Genomic DNA, 14,436 nt, shown 5'->3' on the forward strand with positions numbered 1-14,436 from the left:
GGGATTGCGAGACCCGGCGTGCGGTGGCGGACAATGGGGTCGTGACCACACGTGTACTCATCCTCGGCTCCACCGGGTCGATCGGTGTCCAGGCCCTCGAGGTCATCGCCGAGCACCCGGAGCGTTTCTCGTTGGTCGGCCTCGGTGCCGGTGGCGCCAACACGGACCGATTGCGTGAGCAGGCACAGGCCTTCCGGTTGCCGGCCTCGGCGCTCGCCGTGGCCGACCCGATCGCCGCACGGCGACTCTCCGACGACCTCGACGGGCCGGTCCTCGGCGGACCCGACGCGATGTGTGAGTTGATCGACGCGGTCGCGGCCGATGTGGTGTTGAACGCGATTGTCGGCTCGATCGGACTGCGGCCGAGCCTGGCGACACTCCGGTCCGGAGCACGGCTCGCGCTGGCGAACAAGGAGTCGCTGGTGGCCGGGGGATCGCTGGTGCTCGACGCCGCGGCGCCCGGCCAGATCGTGCCCGTGGATTCCGAACACTCCGCGATCGCGCAGTGCCTGCGTGGCGGTACGGCGGCCGAGGTCGATCGGCTGATCCTGACGGCGTCGGGTGGTCCGTTCCGCGGCTGGACGCGCGAGGCCCTGCTCGATGTCACCCCGGAACAGGCCGGACGTCATCCCACGTGGTCGATGGGGCCGCTGATCACCCTCAACTCGGCGACGTTGGTGAACAAGGCCCTCGAGGTCATCGAGGCCCACCTGCTGTTCGGCGTCGACTACGACCACATCGACGTCACCGTGCATCCCCAGTCGATCGTGCACTCGATGGTGACCTTCGTCGACGGCGCCACCATCGCCAAGGCGTCACCGCCGTCGATGAAACTGCCCATCGCGCTGGCGCTCGGGTGGCCCGACCGCGTGCCGGGCTCGTCGTCGGCGTGCGACTTCTCCACGGCGTCGGCATGGACCTTCGAACCCGTCGACAACGAGGTCTTCGGCGCCATAGATCTGGCGCGCGAGGCCGGTCGGGGTGGCGGGTCGCTCACCGCCGTCTACAACGCCGCCAACGAGGCGGCCGCCGAAGGTTTCTTCGCAGGCGCCATCCGCTTCCCCTCCATCGTCGAGATCATCCGTGAGGTGCTCGGCGAGGCCGATCAGTGGCGTGCGGTGCCAGGTACTGTGGAGGACGTCTTGGCCGCCGACCAGTGGGCGCGTAGACGCGCAACGCGTCTGGTGGCGGCATATGCGGATGGAGTGAGTCAGTGAGTTTCGCGCTCGGCGTGTTGTTGTTCGCCGCGGCGCTGTTGCTGTCGGTGGCCTGGCACGAATGCGGTCACATGTGGGCGGCGCAGGCGACCGGTATGAAGGTGCGCCGCTACTTCGTCGGGTTCGGTCCCACGGCGTGGTCGACCCGACGGGGCGAGACCGAGTACGGCGTCAAATGGCTGCCGCTCGGTGGCTTCTGCGACATCGCGGGAATGACCCCGTACGAGGAGCTGACCGCCGACGAACGCAGCCGGGCGATGTACAAGCAGGCCGCCTGGAAACGCCTGGTGGTGCTCTTCGCCGGTCCGGCGCAGAACTTCATCCTCGGTTTCGTCCTGGTGTTGATCCTGGCCGTCGGCTGGGGACTGCCCAGCTTGGACGGCACCGCCAAGGTCTACGTCGACCGGATGATGTGCGTCGCCCCCACGACCGATGCACAGGGCAAACCGGTCGAGTGCACCGGCGAGGGCCCGGCGCAGCAGGCGGGGCTGGCCCCCGGCGATCAGGTCGTCGCCATCAACGGCCATCAGGTGCGCAACTCCGAAGACCTCGTCCTCGCCACCTGGGAGATCAAGGGCACCGCCGACGTCGAGGTGATCCGCGACGGGCAGACCCGGACTTTTGCCGTCCCGGTCACGCAGGTCCAGCGGATGAAGAAGGAATCCGACGGCTCGCTGTCGCCGGTCACCGTCGGCGCGATCGGCATCGGTCTGTCGCAGGACGGCATCACCCACTACGACAACGTGTTCACCGCGATCCCCGGTGCGATCGGCTTCACCGGAGACCTGTTCAAGGCGACCTGGGACGCGTTGCTGTCGTTGCCGTCGAAGGTCAGTGACCTGTGGACGGCGGTCACCGGTGGCGAACGTGCCGCCGACACCCCGGTGAGCGTCTACGGCGCGTCGGTGATGGGTGGGCAGGCTGCCGAGCGCGGCGCATGGAGCATGTTCCTGGCGCTGCTCATCAGCATCAACTTCTTCCTGGGTCTGTTCAACCTGGTGCCGTTGCTGCCGCTCGACGGCGGACACATGGCGATCGTGGCCTACGAGAAGGGTCGCAACGCCCTGCGTCGCCTGTTCGGACGCCAGGCGGGCGGCCCGGTCGATTACCTGAAGCTCATGCCGATCACCTATGCGGTGGTGATCGTGATGGGCGGATTCATGGTGCTCACGCTCACCGCCGACATCGTCAACCCGATCCAGATCTTCTGACACCGAACCGTGAACCATTCAGCCCCTTCGTCATTCGAGGTGAACCAGATGAACTCTCCCGCCCCATCAGGAGACCCGATCCCGGTCGGGCTCGGCCTGCCCACCGGTCCGCCGCCGGTGCTGGCCCCGCGCCGGGCGACACGTCAGATCCAGGTCGGCTCGGTCGGTGTGGGCAGCGACTTCCCCATCTCGGTGCAGTCGATGACCACCACCAAGACCCACGACATCAACGCGACCCTGCAGCAGATCGCCGAGTTGACCGCGTCCGGTTGTGACATCGTGCGGGTCGCGTGCCCGCGTCCCGAGGACGCCGACGCCCTGCCGATCATCGCGCAGAAGTCCAAGATCCCGGTCATCGCCGACATCCACTTCCAGCCGAAGTACATCTTCGCCGCCATCGATGCGGGCTGTGCTGCGGTACGCGTGAACCCGGGCAACATCAAGGAATTCGACGGCCGGGTCAAGGAGGTCGCCAAGGCGGCCGGTGCCGCCGGCATCCCGATCCGTATCGGCGTGAACGCCGGTTCGCTCGACAAGCGGATCATGGAGAAGTACGGCAAGGCGACCCCGGAGGCGCTCGTCGAATCCGCGCTCTGGGAGGCGAGCCTGTTCGAGGAACACGGGTTCGGCGACATCAAGATCTCGGTCAAGCACAACGACCCGGTGGTCATGGTCGAGGCATATCGGCAGCTCGCGGCGCAATGCGACTATCCGCTGCACCTCGGTGTGACCGAGGCGGGCCCGGCGTTCCAGGGCACCATCAAATCCGCCGTCGCGTTCGGTGCGCTGCTGTCCGAGGGGATCGGCGACACCATTCGGGTGTCGTTGTCGGCGCCGCCTGCCGAGGAGGTGAAGGTCGGCGACCAGATCCTGCAGTCGCTGAACCTGCGTCCACGCAAACTCGAGATCGTGTCCTGCCCGTCGTGCGGGCGTGCGCAGGTCGACGTCTACAAACTGGCCGACGCGGTGACCGCCGGACTCGAGGGCATGGAGGTCCCGTTGCGCGTCGCCGTGATGGGCTGCGTGGTCAACGGACCCGGCGAGGCGCGTGAGGCCGACCTCGGTGTGGCCTCCGGTAACGGCAAGGGCCAGATCTTCGTCAAGGGCGAGGTGATCAAGACGGTCCCGGAATCCGAGATCGTCGAGACCTTGATCGAAGAAGCGCTGCGGATCGCGGGCGAGTCGGGTGACACTGGTGGGGACAGGGAAATGGGTTCCCCGGTCGTCACGGTCAGCTGACCGGGACGGGTCGGGACGCCCGTCGCCGACGGCGTCCTGCCCGACGTGGCGACCTGCGGAATTGATGCAGAGGAGCGGTGGTGCTGAAGCTACTGGGCGACCGACCGCTTGGCGCGCGGGACAGCGTCGTCGTCGAACGCGTGCTGGCGTCCGACCCTGTGGCGATGTGCATGGTCGCCGCCCGGTTCGAATCCCACGGCATCAACCCGCGGCTGCTCGGCGGGGAACTGTGGACGAACGATGATCCGAGCACGTCGCTCTGCTTCTCCGGTGCCAATCTCATCCCACTCGTCGGCTCGCCGTCGGACATGGAGGGCTTTGCCGATCGCGCCGCCTCGGCGCCGCGCGTGTGTTCCTCGATCGTCGGGAGGGCCGAGCTCGTGCTGCCGTTCTGGGACCGCATCGCGCCGTGTTGGGGACCGGCCCGCGAGGTGCGTGACACCCAGCCGCTGATGGCGCTGACCGGGCCACCGGAGGTGGCCCCCGATCCGCTGGTACGTCCGGTCACCCTCGACGACCTCGATGCCTATCTGCCCGCCGCTGTCGACATGTTCATCGGCGAGGTGGGTGTCGACCCGTGCGCCGGCGACGGCGGGCGTTCCTATCGCCGCCGCCTGGCCTCGCTGATCACCGCCGAGCGCGTCTTCGCGCGGTTCGATCGCGGCGAAGTCGTGTTCAAGGCTGAAATAGGTTCTCTGTCAAGGCGAGTCGGCCAGATCCAAGGTGTCTGGGTGGCTCCTGATCGTCGTGGCGAGGGGTTCGGTGCGGCCGGGACCGCGGCGATCGCGTCGGCGATCCTGGCGTATGGGCGCACGCCGAGTCTCTACGTGAACAGCTTCAATCTGTCGGCGCGTGAGGTCTATCGCCGCGTCGGTTTCTCCGAGGTGGGGACCTTCGCGACCGTTCTCGTCGACTGAGCCCCGACTCCTCGCGCGTGGCGCGCCGGATTTGGTGTGCCGCCGCCTTAGGATCGCACTGATGTTGCAGATGAGACGGCGATTTTTCAGCGTGACGTGCGTGTCGGTGACTGCTGCCGTGACGTTGACGGTCGCCGGTTGCGCGACGGCCGACGACGGGCCGAGGCAGGCAGCCGAACGCTTCCTGTCGGCGTTCGGTCAACGCGACATCGCCGCCGCAGCGTCCCTCACCGACAACCCGCAGCTTGCCGGAACCGACCTCGACGCGGCGTGGGAGGGACTCGCCGCCGAGAAGATGTCGGCGTCGACGGGCAAGGCGCGGGTGACCGGCGACACCGCCGAGATCGACGTCGACTACACCTGGGGGCTACCGCGCGGACGCGCCTGGGAGTACCCGGCGAAGGTGCGCATGACCCGTTCCGACACTGGCTGGTCGGTACGCTGGACCTCCACCGACATTCACCCGGATCTCGGTGCGAACCAACGACTTTCGCTGCGATTCGTCGAGGCGCCGCGGGCGACGGTCAACGAGTCCGACGGGTCGGAGGTGATGGTCGACGGGTCGGTCATCGGGATCAACTTCGATGCACGCAAAGCGGTCGAGAGTGGGGGCTCGGTTGCCGATTCGGTGACCCAGTTGGTGTCGGTCTTGCGGCCGTACGCGGGTGCCCTCGATCCCCAGAAGATCGCGGAGGAGTCGACGGCGTCCGGCGAGGTGTATCCGATCACCCGACTCCCGCAGCAGACCTTCGATCGGCTGCGGGATCGGCTGGCGATTCCCGGCGTCGTCCACAACGAGCAGGCCGAGCTGGTGTCCAAGAACCCGACCTTTGCGCCCGCATTGCTGTCCGAGGTCAAGAAGGTTGTCGGCGGTGAGGTCGACGGCCGCGTGGGCTGGCGGGTGGCCACGGTCAATCCCAATGGGCTCGACGCCGACGTGCTGGCCGATCACGCCGCCGAACCTGCGCCGGCGGTCTCGCTCAGCCTGTCGCGGCGTGTGCAGGACGCGGCGCAGCGTGCCGTCGACGCCGCCAACCGCTTCCAGGTCGCGATGGTGGTGATCCAGCCGTCCACCGGCAACATCCTCGCGGTCGCGCAGAATCCCGCTGCCGACAAGCACGGTCCGATCGCGACGACGGGTTTGTATCCGCCGGGGTCGACATTCAAGATCGTGACGGCCGCGGCCGCCATCAGCCGCAACCTGGCGCATCCGGGATCGATGGTGCCGTGTCCGGGCGAGATCCAGATCGGCCCGCGACTGGTGCCGAACTACGACAGGTTCTCCCTCGGCACGGTGCCGATGCTGCAGGCGTTCGCGAACTCGTGCAACACGACGTTCGCGAAGCTCGCCAGCGAGATGGGGCCGTCGGATCTCGCGCACACCGCGGCCGCGATGGGGATCGGCCAGCAATACGAGATCGCCGGGCTGGATGCGGTTTCCGGATCGGTGCCCATCGCACCGGAACTGGTGGCGCGCAGCGAGGACGGCTTCGGGCAGGGCAAGGTGCTGGTGAGCCCGTTCGGTCTGGCGTTGGTCGCGGCAACTGTCGCGCACGACGGCAAGGCGCCGGTGCCGCAGCTGATCCTCGGCAAACCGACCAAGGTGATCGGCCCCACGGCCACGTTGAAGCCGTCCGTCGTCGGCGAATTGCGTCCGATGATGCGAGCCGTGGTGACGCAGGGGACAGGCACCACCATCGCGCAGATGGGCGATGTGCTCGGCAAGACCGGTGAAGCGGAGTTCGCAGGCGGATCACACGCGTGGTTCGCGGGCTACCGCGGCGACCTCGCATTCGCCACCCTGGTGGTCGGCGGCGGCGACTCGAACAACGCGGTCGGTGTCACCCGAGACTTCTTCGCATTCCTTCCACCGGGATACGCCACAGCGGGTCGATCCTGACGCTCCCGCCCGGAGGAGACCCGACCCGATACTGTGGCCGGAGAAAACGTCGTGCAGTCGAGTGAGGGGGAGTGTGTCATGACCGGTCCGGAACCCCAGGACGGGCAGCAGAATCCGAATGTCCCGCCCAGTGGCTCATCGCAGCCGGGGGCAGGACCCGAGTCGGAGTCGGGGAAGGCCACCACCCCGCCCGAAGGCGCACCCGGCGCTGGGTCACCCCAGTACGGGACCCCCGGGTACGGAACCGGCCAGGCCGGGGCGCCCCACTACGGGGCCACTCCGTACGGTGCGCCTCAGTACGGGGCCCCGGGCTACGGAACACCGCAGCAGGGAACACCGCAGCAGGGAACACCGCAGCAGGAAGCGCCCCAGTACGGCACGGCGCCCCAGTACGGGAGCACGTCTCAGCCGACGCCACCGCAGTACGGCGCTCCGGCCTACGGCACGCCACCCCAGGCCGGTGCACCGTACGGGACACCTCAGTACGGGAGCGCGCCCCAGCCGACACCCCCGCAGTACGGGGCACCGCACTACGGCGCCGCACCACAGTACGGCTCACCCCAGTACGGTGCGGCTCCGCAGTACGGGGCGTCCCAGCCGGGAACTCCCGAGCAGACAGCGCAGGGCGGGGCACCACAGTATGGCGCGCCGCAATACGGTGCGCCCCAATACGGTGCACCGCAGTACGGGAGCGTGCCGCAGCAGGGCGCACCTGCGACCGATCCGGCGCAGTACGGCTCGGCGGGCGCGGGGTCGTCGGTTCCGGGTACCGCACCGCAGTACGGTGCGCCGGGCGGGCAATACGCGTCGCAGCCGCCTCAGGGACAGGGGCCCGTGACCCAGAACCCCTATGGGCAGAACCCGTATGCGCAGAATCCCTACGCACAGAATCCCTATGCCCAGACCCCTGCGGCGACCACCCAGTTCGGCTCGATGCCCGGGGCGCGGGGCAAGCTCGCCGGGCTGGTGCCTGCTGTCTATTGGGCCATCGTCGCCATCGCCGTGGTCATCGCCATCTCGGCATTCCTTCCCTGGGCGACCAGCAAGGGCGGCGGGCAGTCGTTCACCGCCAACGGTTTCGGCGGTGAGGGAGCCTCGGCGACCGACGGCATCTGGACACTGGTGCTCGCTCTCGCGGCGGGCGCGGTGGCCGCGGCCGCCGCACTCATCACCAAACAGCGCAATCTCGGCTTCATCGCCGGTGCCGTCTCGGCGCTCGCCGGCATCATCATCACCATCATCGCGATCAACGACATCAGCGGTGTCGGTGATGCGAAGGACAAGCTCGACGATCTGCAGAGCCAGCTCGGTCCGTACGGTAGCCAGGTCTCGATGGACGTCGACGTCACGGTCGGGATCGGCCTGTGGCTCACGCTGTTCCTCGGGATCGTGCTGATCGTCGCGGGCGTCATCGCGGCCATCCCCGGTTTCGGGGCGCTGAACAAGAAGCCCTGACGACCGACCCCGGGTCAGGTGCGCCGAGGTAGCACGATCGGCTGCCCTGACTCGGGGTGATCCCAGATCTCGACCGGGTGGTCGTAGGTCGTCGACAACAACTCGGCGGTCATCACGTCACGAGTCGGTCCTTCCGCGAGCAGGTGACCGCCCTTCATCAACGCCACCCGGTCGGCATAGGCGGCCGCCAGCGACAGGTCGTGGACGACCAACAGCACCGCCGCGCCGCCGTCGCGGGCCGCACGCAGGATGTCCAGCACCGATTCCTGATGCCGGATGTCGAGTGCAGCGGTCGGCTCGTCGAGGAGCATGACCGGCGCCTGTTGCGCGATCGCGCGGGCGATCGACACCCGGGCCTGCTGACCACCGGAGAGTTGCGAGAACGGGCGGTCGACGATCTCGGCGAGATCGCATGCCTGGATCGCCGACTCGATGATCTCCGGCGACCGCTGCGCCTCCGGCTCGCGCAACCAGGGATAGCGGCCCATCTCCACCACCTCCGCGACGCTGAACGGCGTATCGGTGCGGTTGTGCTGCGTGACGAACGAACGTAGCCGCGCCAACTCCCGCGACGACACGGTCGCCACCGACCGCCCGTCGATCCGGACGTCGCCGCTGTCGGGGGTGCGCAGACCGGCGATCACCGACAAGAGCGTCGATTTTCCGCAGCCGTTGGGACCGACGAGCGAGAGCAGACATCCTCCGTCGACCCGCAACGACACTTCGCGGACCACCTGGCGTCCACCCAGGGTCACCGTCACGTCGTCGGCGACGACACCCGTCGTCGAGTTCATGGTCACCGTCGAACTCATGGTCACCACCCCGCCCCGGCGTGACGGCTGCGTCGCAGCAGGATGAAGAACACCGGACCGCCGATCAGCGAGGTGAACATGCCTATCGGCAGGTCGGCATCGCCGAGCATCGTGCGCGCGGCGAGGTCGGCGGCAGTGATCACCAGCGCACCGCCCACGACGCTCGACGGCAACAGGATCGCGTGGCGGGGCCCGACGATGAGCCGCAGGACGTGCGGAACGATCAGGCCGACGAACATGATGATCCCGGCGAAGGACACCGCCGCGGCCGTCAGGATCGACACCAGGACGATGACCTGCCTGCGCACCACCTCGACGTTGACGCCCAACGAAGCTGCCTGGACCTCGCCGAGGGCGAGTAGGTCCAGCTTGTGGGCGAGCACCAGGGACGCGGCGATCGCGGCGACGATCAGCGGCAGCGACACCCACACCTCGTCCCAGGTGGTGCCGGCCAAGGAACCCAACTGCCAGAACACGATCTGCTCGCGGGCGGCCGTGGACGCCACGAAGGTCAGATACGCGATGATGCCGAGGGTGAACGCGTTGACCGCGATCCCGGTGAGCACCAGCATGATCGTCGAGGCCGAGCCGTCGCGCAGCGACAACAGGTAGATCGACGCCGCGGTGAAGAGGCCGAACACGAATGCCGCACCCGCCAGTGCCCAGTCGTTGGCGGCACCACCGCCGATCACGATGGCCAGACATGCGCCGACCGCCGCCCCCGATGACACTCCGATGATGCCGGGCTCGGCCAACGGGTTCGCGAGGACACCTTGGAGCAGACAGCCGCCTGCTCCGAGGGCGGCACCGACGAGCAGTCCCAGCACGATGCGAGGGAACCGGACGTTCCACAGCGCGGCCTCGCCGTTGGGATGGCCGGGCAGCGGCCCGAGGTCCAGATGGAAATGGTGGGCGAGACTGCCGAGCACCTCGAGTGGCGGCACGGAGACCTTGCCCATGCCGGCCGAGATGATCACCAGGGCGAGAGTGCCGAGTATCAGCGCGGCCAGCACGGTCAGGTTGCGGGTTCGGTGCCGCCGACGGGGCGTGTCGGCGACGACCGCATCGCGGGTATCGGTCGATGGTGTGCTCATGTGTAGATCGCCCGCGCGAGTGAGCCGATGACCTCGCCGACATCGGGGCCGAAGGCGAGGATCTTGGTCTCGTCCATCTGGACGATCCGGCGGTTGCGGCCGGCGTCGGTTTCGGCGATGCCGGGCAGAGTGAGCACGCCCTCCAAGCCGCCGACGGTGTCGGCTCCCTGGCTCATCACCATGATCACGTTGGGGTCCGCGGTGATCATCGCCTCGGCGCTGACTGCGGTGAATGCCCCGGTGAGTTCGGCTGCGGCACCGGCGTCACGGCCACCGAGCGTGGCGATGAGGTCGTCGGCCCCGGACCCCGGACCGGCGAGCAGGATCAGATTGCGGCCGCGGATGTAGACGAATGCGATGGTCGGGTCGCCGGACGGATCGGGGACGAACTGTCGGGCGGCAGCAACCTCCCGGTCGGTGCGCGTGACCAAGGCATCGCCCTCGCGTGGCACGCCGAGCGTCGCGGCCACCGACCGGATCAGGTCGTCGTTGCTGTCCAGACTGCGGGTTCCGGGAAACGCGACCACGGTGACCCCGGAGGCGCGGATCTGGTCGACCGCGGCGGTCGGGACGGTGTTCTCGTCGACGAGCAGCACGGTGGGATCCAGCGCGAGCACCGATTCGGCGTTGAGGCTGTGCCCCCGGTCGGTGACCACCGGAAGGCCGACGGCCGACGGGAACGCTGTGGAGGTGTCGCGGCCCACCACGTGTGGTCCCAAGCCCAGGGCGAACACGATGTTGCCGAGGGTGCCGTTGATGTCCACCGCGATGATGCGATCGGTGTCGGTGACGGTGACCTTGCCGAACTTCGCCGAGTCGACGGTGACAGGCAACGTCTGGGTCGGGTTCTGCGCCACCGGCACGACGTCGCGACGGGGAACCGTGGCGGTCTGTGGCCCGGTGCGCAGGTGCGCGGTGGGCGAGACCGATTCACCGGCCTGCTCGATCGGGGTCACGAAACACGCCGAGGTGGCGCCGACCATGAGCAGCACGGCCCCGATCAGCAGGCACCGCAGCACTGCCCGCATCCGCGTCATGAGATCACCCGAGTCACGAAGCCTCCATCACCGTGTACTGAGGGCCACCTTAGTTCGATGTCGGAATCGCGACGGCGCCGCATCCGTCTCGCGCCGCCGGGCGGATAAGCTGGCCCCATGACTGTTCGCGCTGCACTGCGGCCCGGCACCGTGTCGCCGGTCCGGCCGGTTCCCGACTCCATCGAACGACCCGAGTACGTGTGGAAGTCCACGGCGAACGAGGGACACGAACCCTGGGTGCAGACTCCCGAGACCATCGAGAAGATGCGGGTGGCCGGAAAGATTGCCGCGAATGCGCTCGCCGAGGCGGGCCGCGCGGTCGCGCCGGGGGTGACCACCGACGAACTCGACCGGATCGCGCACGAGTACATGATCGATCACGGCGCCTATCCGTCGACGTTGGGGTACAAGGGTTTTCCGAAGTCGTGCTGCACCTCGCTGAACGAGGTGATCTGCCACGGCATCCCGGATTCGACCGTGATCGAAGACGGCGACATCGTCAACATCGATGTGACCGCCTACATCGACGGCGTGCACGGTGACACCAATGCCACCTTCCTGGCAGGCGACGTCTCCACCGAGGCCGCAGATCTCGTGGAACGGACCCGCATCGCCACCGAACGTGCGATCAAGGCGGTCAAGCCCGGCCGCGAACTCAACGTCATCGGCCGGGTCATCGAGGCGTACGCGAATCGGTTCGGCTACACGGTGGTGCGCGATTTCACGGGTCACGGGATCGGTGAGACTTTTCACAACGGACTGGTGATCTTGCACTACGACCAGCCGAACGTGGACACCGTCATCGAGCCGGGGATGGTCTTCACGATCGAGCCGATGATCAACCTCGGTGGTCTGGGTTATGAGATCTGGGACGACGACTGGACGGTGGTGACCACCGACAAGAAGTGGACCGCGCAGTTCGAGCACACGCTCGTCGTCACCGACTCCGGCGCCGAGATCCTGACCCTGCCCGATCAGTGATGGCGACCCATCGTCCGTCCCGTGTCGGCACGGTCTGCTCGCCCGGGGGCGCGGTGGACGACCGCGCAGTCGCGGGACCCGTCGCCCCGAGTCGGTAGGGGTGCACGGGGCACTGCTCGTCGGTGGGACGAGTTCGGATGCGGGCAAGAGTCTGCTCGTCGCAGGCCTGTGCCGGCTGCTGGCGCGCCGCGGTGTCCGGGTCGCGCCGTTCAAGGCGCAGAACATGTCCAACAACTCGGTCGTCACCCTCGACGGCGGGGAGATCGGACGGGCGCAGGCCTTGCAGGCCTTCGCGTGTGGCCTGCCGCCGTCGACCCGGTTCAACCCGGTTCTGCTCAAACCGGGAAGTGACCGCCGATCGCATGTCGTGGTGCGTGGTCGACCGGCAGGTGACGTCGGCGCCCGCGACTACCATGCGCGGCGGGCCGCGCTCGCGACGATCGTGGCCGACGAACTCGCCTCGCTACGTGACGATTTCGATGTGGTGATCTGTGAGGGTGCCGGATCGGTGGCCGAGATCAACCTGCGGGCCACCGACATCGCGAACATGGGTCTGGCACAGGCCGGTCGGCTCCCTGTCCTGGTGGTCTCCGACATCGACCGAGGTGGATCGTTGGCCCACCTGTTCGGTACCACGGCCGTGCTCGCGCCGGAGGACCAACGCTTGATCGTCGGCCACGTGATCAACAAGTTCCGCGGGGATCCGGCGATCCTGCGGCCCGGCCTCGACCAGCTGACCGCACTCACCGGCCGCCCGACCCTCGGCGTCATCCCGTTCGCCACCGATCTGTGGCTCGACGCCGAGGACTCACTCGCCGTACCGGTCGGTCGTCGAGTCGGTCCGCCCGACACCACCGCTGCGGCCGAACGGATCTCGGTGGCCGCGATCCGACTCCCGCGGGTGTCCAACACGACCGATGTGGAGGCCCTGGCCTGTGAGCCGGGCGTCGATGTCACCTGGGTCGACGATCCGGCCGCCGTGGCCGCCGCCGACCTGGCCGTGCTGCCGGGAACCCGTGCGACCGTCGCCGACCTCACCTGGCTGCGCGAGCGGGGCATCGCCGACGCGCTCGTGGGCCGGGCCAGACGCGCTCGTCCGGTCCTGGGTATCTGCGGTGGATTCCAGATGCTCGCCCGACGTATCGACGACCCGGTCGAGTCCGGGGCCGGTCCGGTCGACGGGCTCGGTCTGCTCGACGTCGAGATCGCCTTCGACGCGGACAAGACACTCCGGCAGGTCTCCGGAGTGGGTGCGGGACAAGTGATCACGGGATATGAGATTCACCACGGGCGGGTGCGTTCCTCCGCCGAGGCGGCCTGGATCACCGACGACCGGCACGGTGACGAAGGTGCTGTACGGGGCGCGCTGCGGGGAACACATTGGCACGGCCTGCTCGCCTCGGATGCCTTTCGGAGAGTGTTCCTGCGTCAGGTCGCCGACGAATGCGGCAAGTCGGGTTTCGTCGTGGCGACCGACACCGTCGTGGAACAGGTCCGCACCGCACAGGTCGACCTCATGGCCGATCTCGTCGCCGAGCACCTCGACGTCGCCGCCATCGAGGCGATCATCGATGGCGGGGTCACCCTCGCCCCGCCGGTGATCGCGCACACGCTGCGTTGACCTGCGGATCGGCGGCGACGGTCGGTTCTCGCCTATCCTGAGCCGGTGAACACGCAACAGCGCGCGGTGAAGGTGGGCGAACACACCTTCGACGTCCGTTTCGGCGGCCCGGACGGTGGCACCTGGGTGCTCCTGCTGCACGGATTTCCGGTGAACAGTTCCTGCTTCGACACCGTGGTCCCGAGACTCCATGAAAGTGGTCTGCGCACAATCGTTTTCGACCAGCGCGGATACAGTCCCGGCGCTCGGCCGACCGAGGTGGAGGCGTACCACATCGACCATCTGGCGGGTGACGCGCTCGGTGTCCTCGACGCACTCGAGGTGCAGTACGCGATGCTGGTCGGCCACGACTGGGGCGGTCTCGTCGGTTGGCATCTGGCGGCCAAGCATCTCGACCGGTTCACCGGGTACGTCGCGGCGAGCACCGGACATCCGTCGGCGACCCGGGACGCCCTCAAGAGTGGTGATCAGCGGCAGAAGTCCGCGTACATCCTCGATTTCGTCGCCGACGACGCCGAGGAGAAACTGTTGGCCCGCAACGGGGTCCTGCTGCGACGCGCCGGGGTGACGGCAGAGGAGCTGGCTCCACTGCAGGAGCCCGGTGCGCTCACCGGGCCGCTGAACTGGTATCGCGCGAACTTCACCGGCAACATCAAGGAGACGATGTCCTGCCCGCCGGTGGAGATCCCCACCACGATGGTGTGGGGCGACTCCGATCCCGCGTTGGGCCGGGAGCAGGCAGAGGGCACGGGACGATACGTCTACTCCGATTACCGCTTCTGCGAGCTGCCCGGCGTCGACCATTGGATTCCGCAGCACGCCGCTGCGGCGTTGGCCAGCGAGATCGCACTGCGCTCGGCGGTCTTCTGACCTGTCGCGCCCGGTGCGGGTCACCGGCGCCCCCGGCCGAGTAGCGCCGAACGTCTGTGGAGTAGTCCGGCGCGTACGAACA

The 14,436-nt window shown here is 68.1% G+C and carries 12 protein-coding genes; 9 read left to right on the top strand and 3 right to left on the bottom strand.

Features of this window, described 5'->3' with window-relative positions; all coding sequences use genetic code 11:
- Positions 1–41: 41 nt before the first annotated feature.
- The 6 genes from dxr to AAFP35_RS09175 all read left to right on the top strand — a co-directional run bounded on the left by dxr (position 42) and on the right by AAFP35_RS09175 (position 7,939).
- Complete coding sequence (dxr, locus tag AAFP35_RS09150; protein ID WP_419221255.1) at positions 42–1,217, top strand: 1-deoxy-D-xylulose-5-phosphate reductoisomerase; 1,176 nt, start codon at positions 42–44, stop codon at positions 1,215–1,217.
- Positions 1,214–2,428, top strand: a complete 1,215-nt coding sequence (locus tag AAFP35_RS09155; RefSeq protein ID WP_419221256.1) for a M50 family metallopeptidase — start codon at positions 1,214–1,216, stop codon at positions 2,426–2,428. Before dxr ends, AAFP35_RS09155 begins: the two co-directional genes overlap by 4 nt.
- Positions 2,429–2,476: 48 nt before the next feature.
- Positions 2,477–3,667 carry a flavodoxin-dependent (E)-4-hydroxy-3-methylbut-2-enyl-diphosphate synthase gene (ispG, locus tag AAFP35_RS09160; protein ID WP_419221257.1) on the top strand — a complete coding sequence of 397 codons (1,191 nt, stop codon included), beginning with the start codon at positions 2,477–2,479 and terminating at the stop codon, positions 3,665–3,667.
- An 80-nt stretch (positions 3,668–3,747) separates the two neighbouring features.
- Positions 3,748–4,584: a GNAT family N-acetyltransferase gene (locus tag AAFP35_RS09165; protein ID WP_419221258.1), complete on the top strand. Its 837-nt coding sequence runs from the start codon at positions 3,748–3,750 to the stop codon at positions 4,582–4,584.
- 61 nt (positions 4,585–4,645) lie between these two features.
- Positions 4,646–6,484: a penicillin-binding transpeptidase domain-containing protein gene (locus AAFP35_RS09170; RefSeq protein ID WP_419221259.1), complete on the top strand. Its 1,839-nt coding sequence runs from the start codon at positions 4,646–4,648 to the stop codon at positions 6,482–6,484.
- A gap of 78 nt (positions 6,485–6,562) precedes the next feature.
- Positions 6,563–7,939 carry a hypothetical protein gene (locus AAFP35_RS09175; protein ID WP_419221260.1) on the top strand — a complete coding sequence of 459 codons (1,377 nt, stop codon included), beginning with the start codon at positions 6,563–6,565 and terminating at the stop codon, positions 7,937–7,939.
- A 14-nt stretch (positions 7,940–7,953) separates the two neighbouring features.
- Here AAFP35_RS09175 and AAFP35_RS09180 read toward each other — a convergent pair whose 3' ends face one another.
- Genes AAFP35_RS09180 through AAFP35_RS09190 form a run of 3 tightly spaced genes read right to left on the bottom strand, consistent with a single transcriptional unit; the run spans position 7,954 to position 10,873 of the window.
- The gene (locus tag AAFP35_RS09180; protein WP_419221261.1) at positions 7,954–8,751 is read right to left on the bottom strand and encodes a heme ABC transporter ATP-binding protein; all 798 of its coding nucleotides are present in this window, start codon (positions 8,749–8,751) and stop codon (positions 7,954–7,956) included.
- A gap of 2 nt (positions 8,752–8,753) precedes the next feature.
- Positions 8,754–9,845: a FecCD family ABC transporter permease gene (locus AAFP35_RS09185; RefSeq protein WP_419221262.1), complete on the bottom strand. Its 1,092-nt coding sequence runs from the start codon at positions 9,843–9,845 to the stop codon at positions 8,754–8,756.
- Positions 9,842–10,873 (bottom strand): heme/hemin ABC transporter substrate-binding protein, encoded by a 1,032-nt coding sequence (locus AAFP35_RS09190; RefSeq protein ID WP_419221557.1) that lies wholly within the window; start codon positions 10,871–10,873, stop codon positions 9,842–9,844. The genes AAFP35_RS09185 and AAFP35_RS09190 overlap by 4 nt, the downstream gene beginning before the upstream one ends.
- A 126-nt stretch (positions 10,874–10,999) precedes the next feature.
- Here AAFP35_RS09190 and map point away from each other — a divergent pair, with 126 nt between their 5' ends.
- The 3 genes from map (at position 11,000) to AAFP35_RS09205 (ending at position 14,354) form a co-directional block, all read left to right on the top strand.
- The gene (gene map, locus AAFP35_RS09195) at positions 11,000–11,863 is read left to right on the top strand and encodes a type I methionyl aminopeptidase (protein WP_419221263.1); all 864 of its coding nucleotides are present in this window, start codon (positions 11,000–11,002) and stop codon (positions 11,861–11,863) included.
- A 100-nt stretch (positions 11,864–11,963) separates the two neighbouring features.
- Positions 11,964–13,484 (top strand): cobyric acid synthase, encoded by a 1,521-nt coding sequence (locus AAFP35_RS09200; RefSeq protein ID WP_419221264.1) that lies wholly within the window; start codon positions 11,964–11,966, stop codon positions 13,482–13,484.
- A gap of 45 nt (positions 13,485–13,529) precedes the next feature.
- Positions 13,530–14,354: an alpha/beta fold hydrolase gene (locus tag AAFP35_RS09205; protein WP_419221265.1), complete on the top strand. Its 825-nt coding sequence runs from the start codon at positions 13,530–13,532 to the stop codon at positions 14,352–14,354.
- The last annotated feature ends 82 nt before the right edge of the window (positions 14,355–14,436 follow it).

Origin of the sequence: Gordonia sp. CPCC 206044 (genome assembly GCF_048537895.1) — a bacterium.
In the GTDB taxonomy this organism is placed as follows: Bacteria; Actinomycetota; Actinomycetes; order Mycobacteriales; family Mycobacteriaceae; genus Gordonia.

What these genes read in the sequence shown, in the direction of transcription:
- ispG (WP_419221257.1), top strand. Translation starts at nt 2,477, where the DNA reads ATGAACTCTCCCGCCCCATCAGGAGACCCGATCCCGGTCGGGCTCGGC.
- AAFP35_RS09170 (WP_419221259.1), top strand. Translation starts at nt 4,646, where the DNA reads ATGTTGCAGATGAGACGGCGATTTTTCAGCGTGACGTGCGTGTCGGTG.
- AAFP35_RS09175 (WP_419221260.1), top strand. Translation starts at nt 6,563, where the DNA reads ATGACCGGTCCGGAACCCCAGGACGGGCAGCAGAATCCGAATGTCCCG.
- AAFP35_RS09180 (WP_419221261.1), bottom strand. Translation starts at nt 8,751, where the DNA reads ATGAGTTCGACGGTGACCATGAACTCGACGACGGGTGTCGTCGCCGAC.
- AAFP35_RS09185 (WP_419221262.1), bottom strand. Translation starts at nt 9,845, where the DNA reads ATGAGCACACCATCGACCGATACCCGCGATGCGGTCGTCGCCGACACG.
- AAFP35_RS09190 (WP_419221557.1), bottom strand. Translation starts at nt 10,873, where the DNA reads ATGCGGGCAGTGCTGCGGTGCCTGCTGATCGGGGCCGTGCTGCTCATG.
- map (WP_419221263.1), top strand. Translation starts at nt 11,000, where the DNA reads ATGACTGTTCGCGCTGCACTGCGGCCCGGCACCGTGTCGCCGGTCCGG.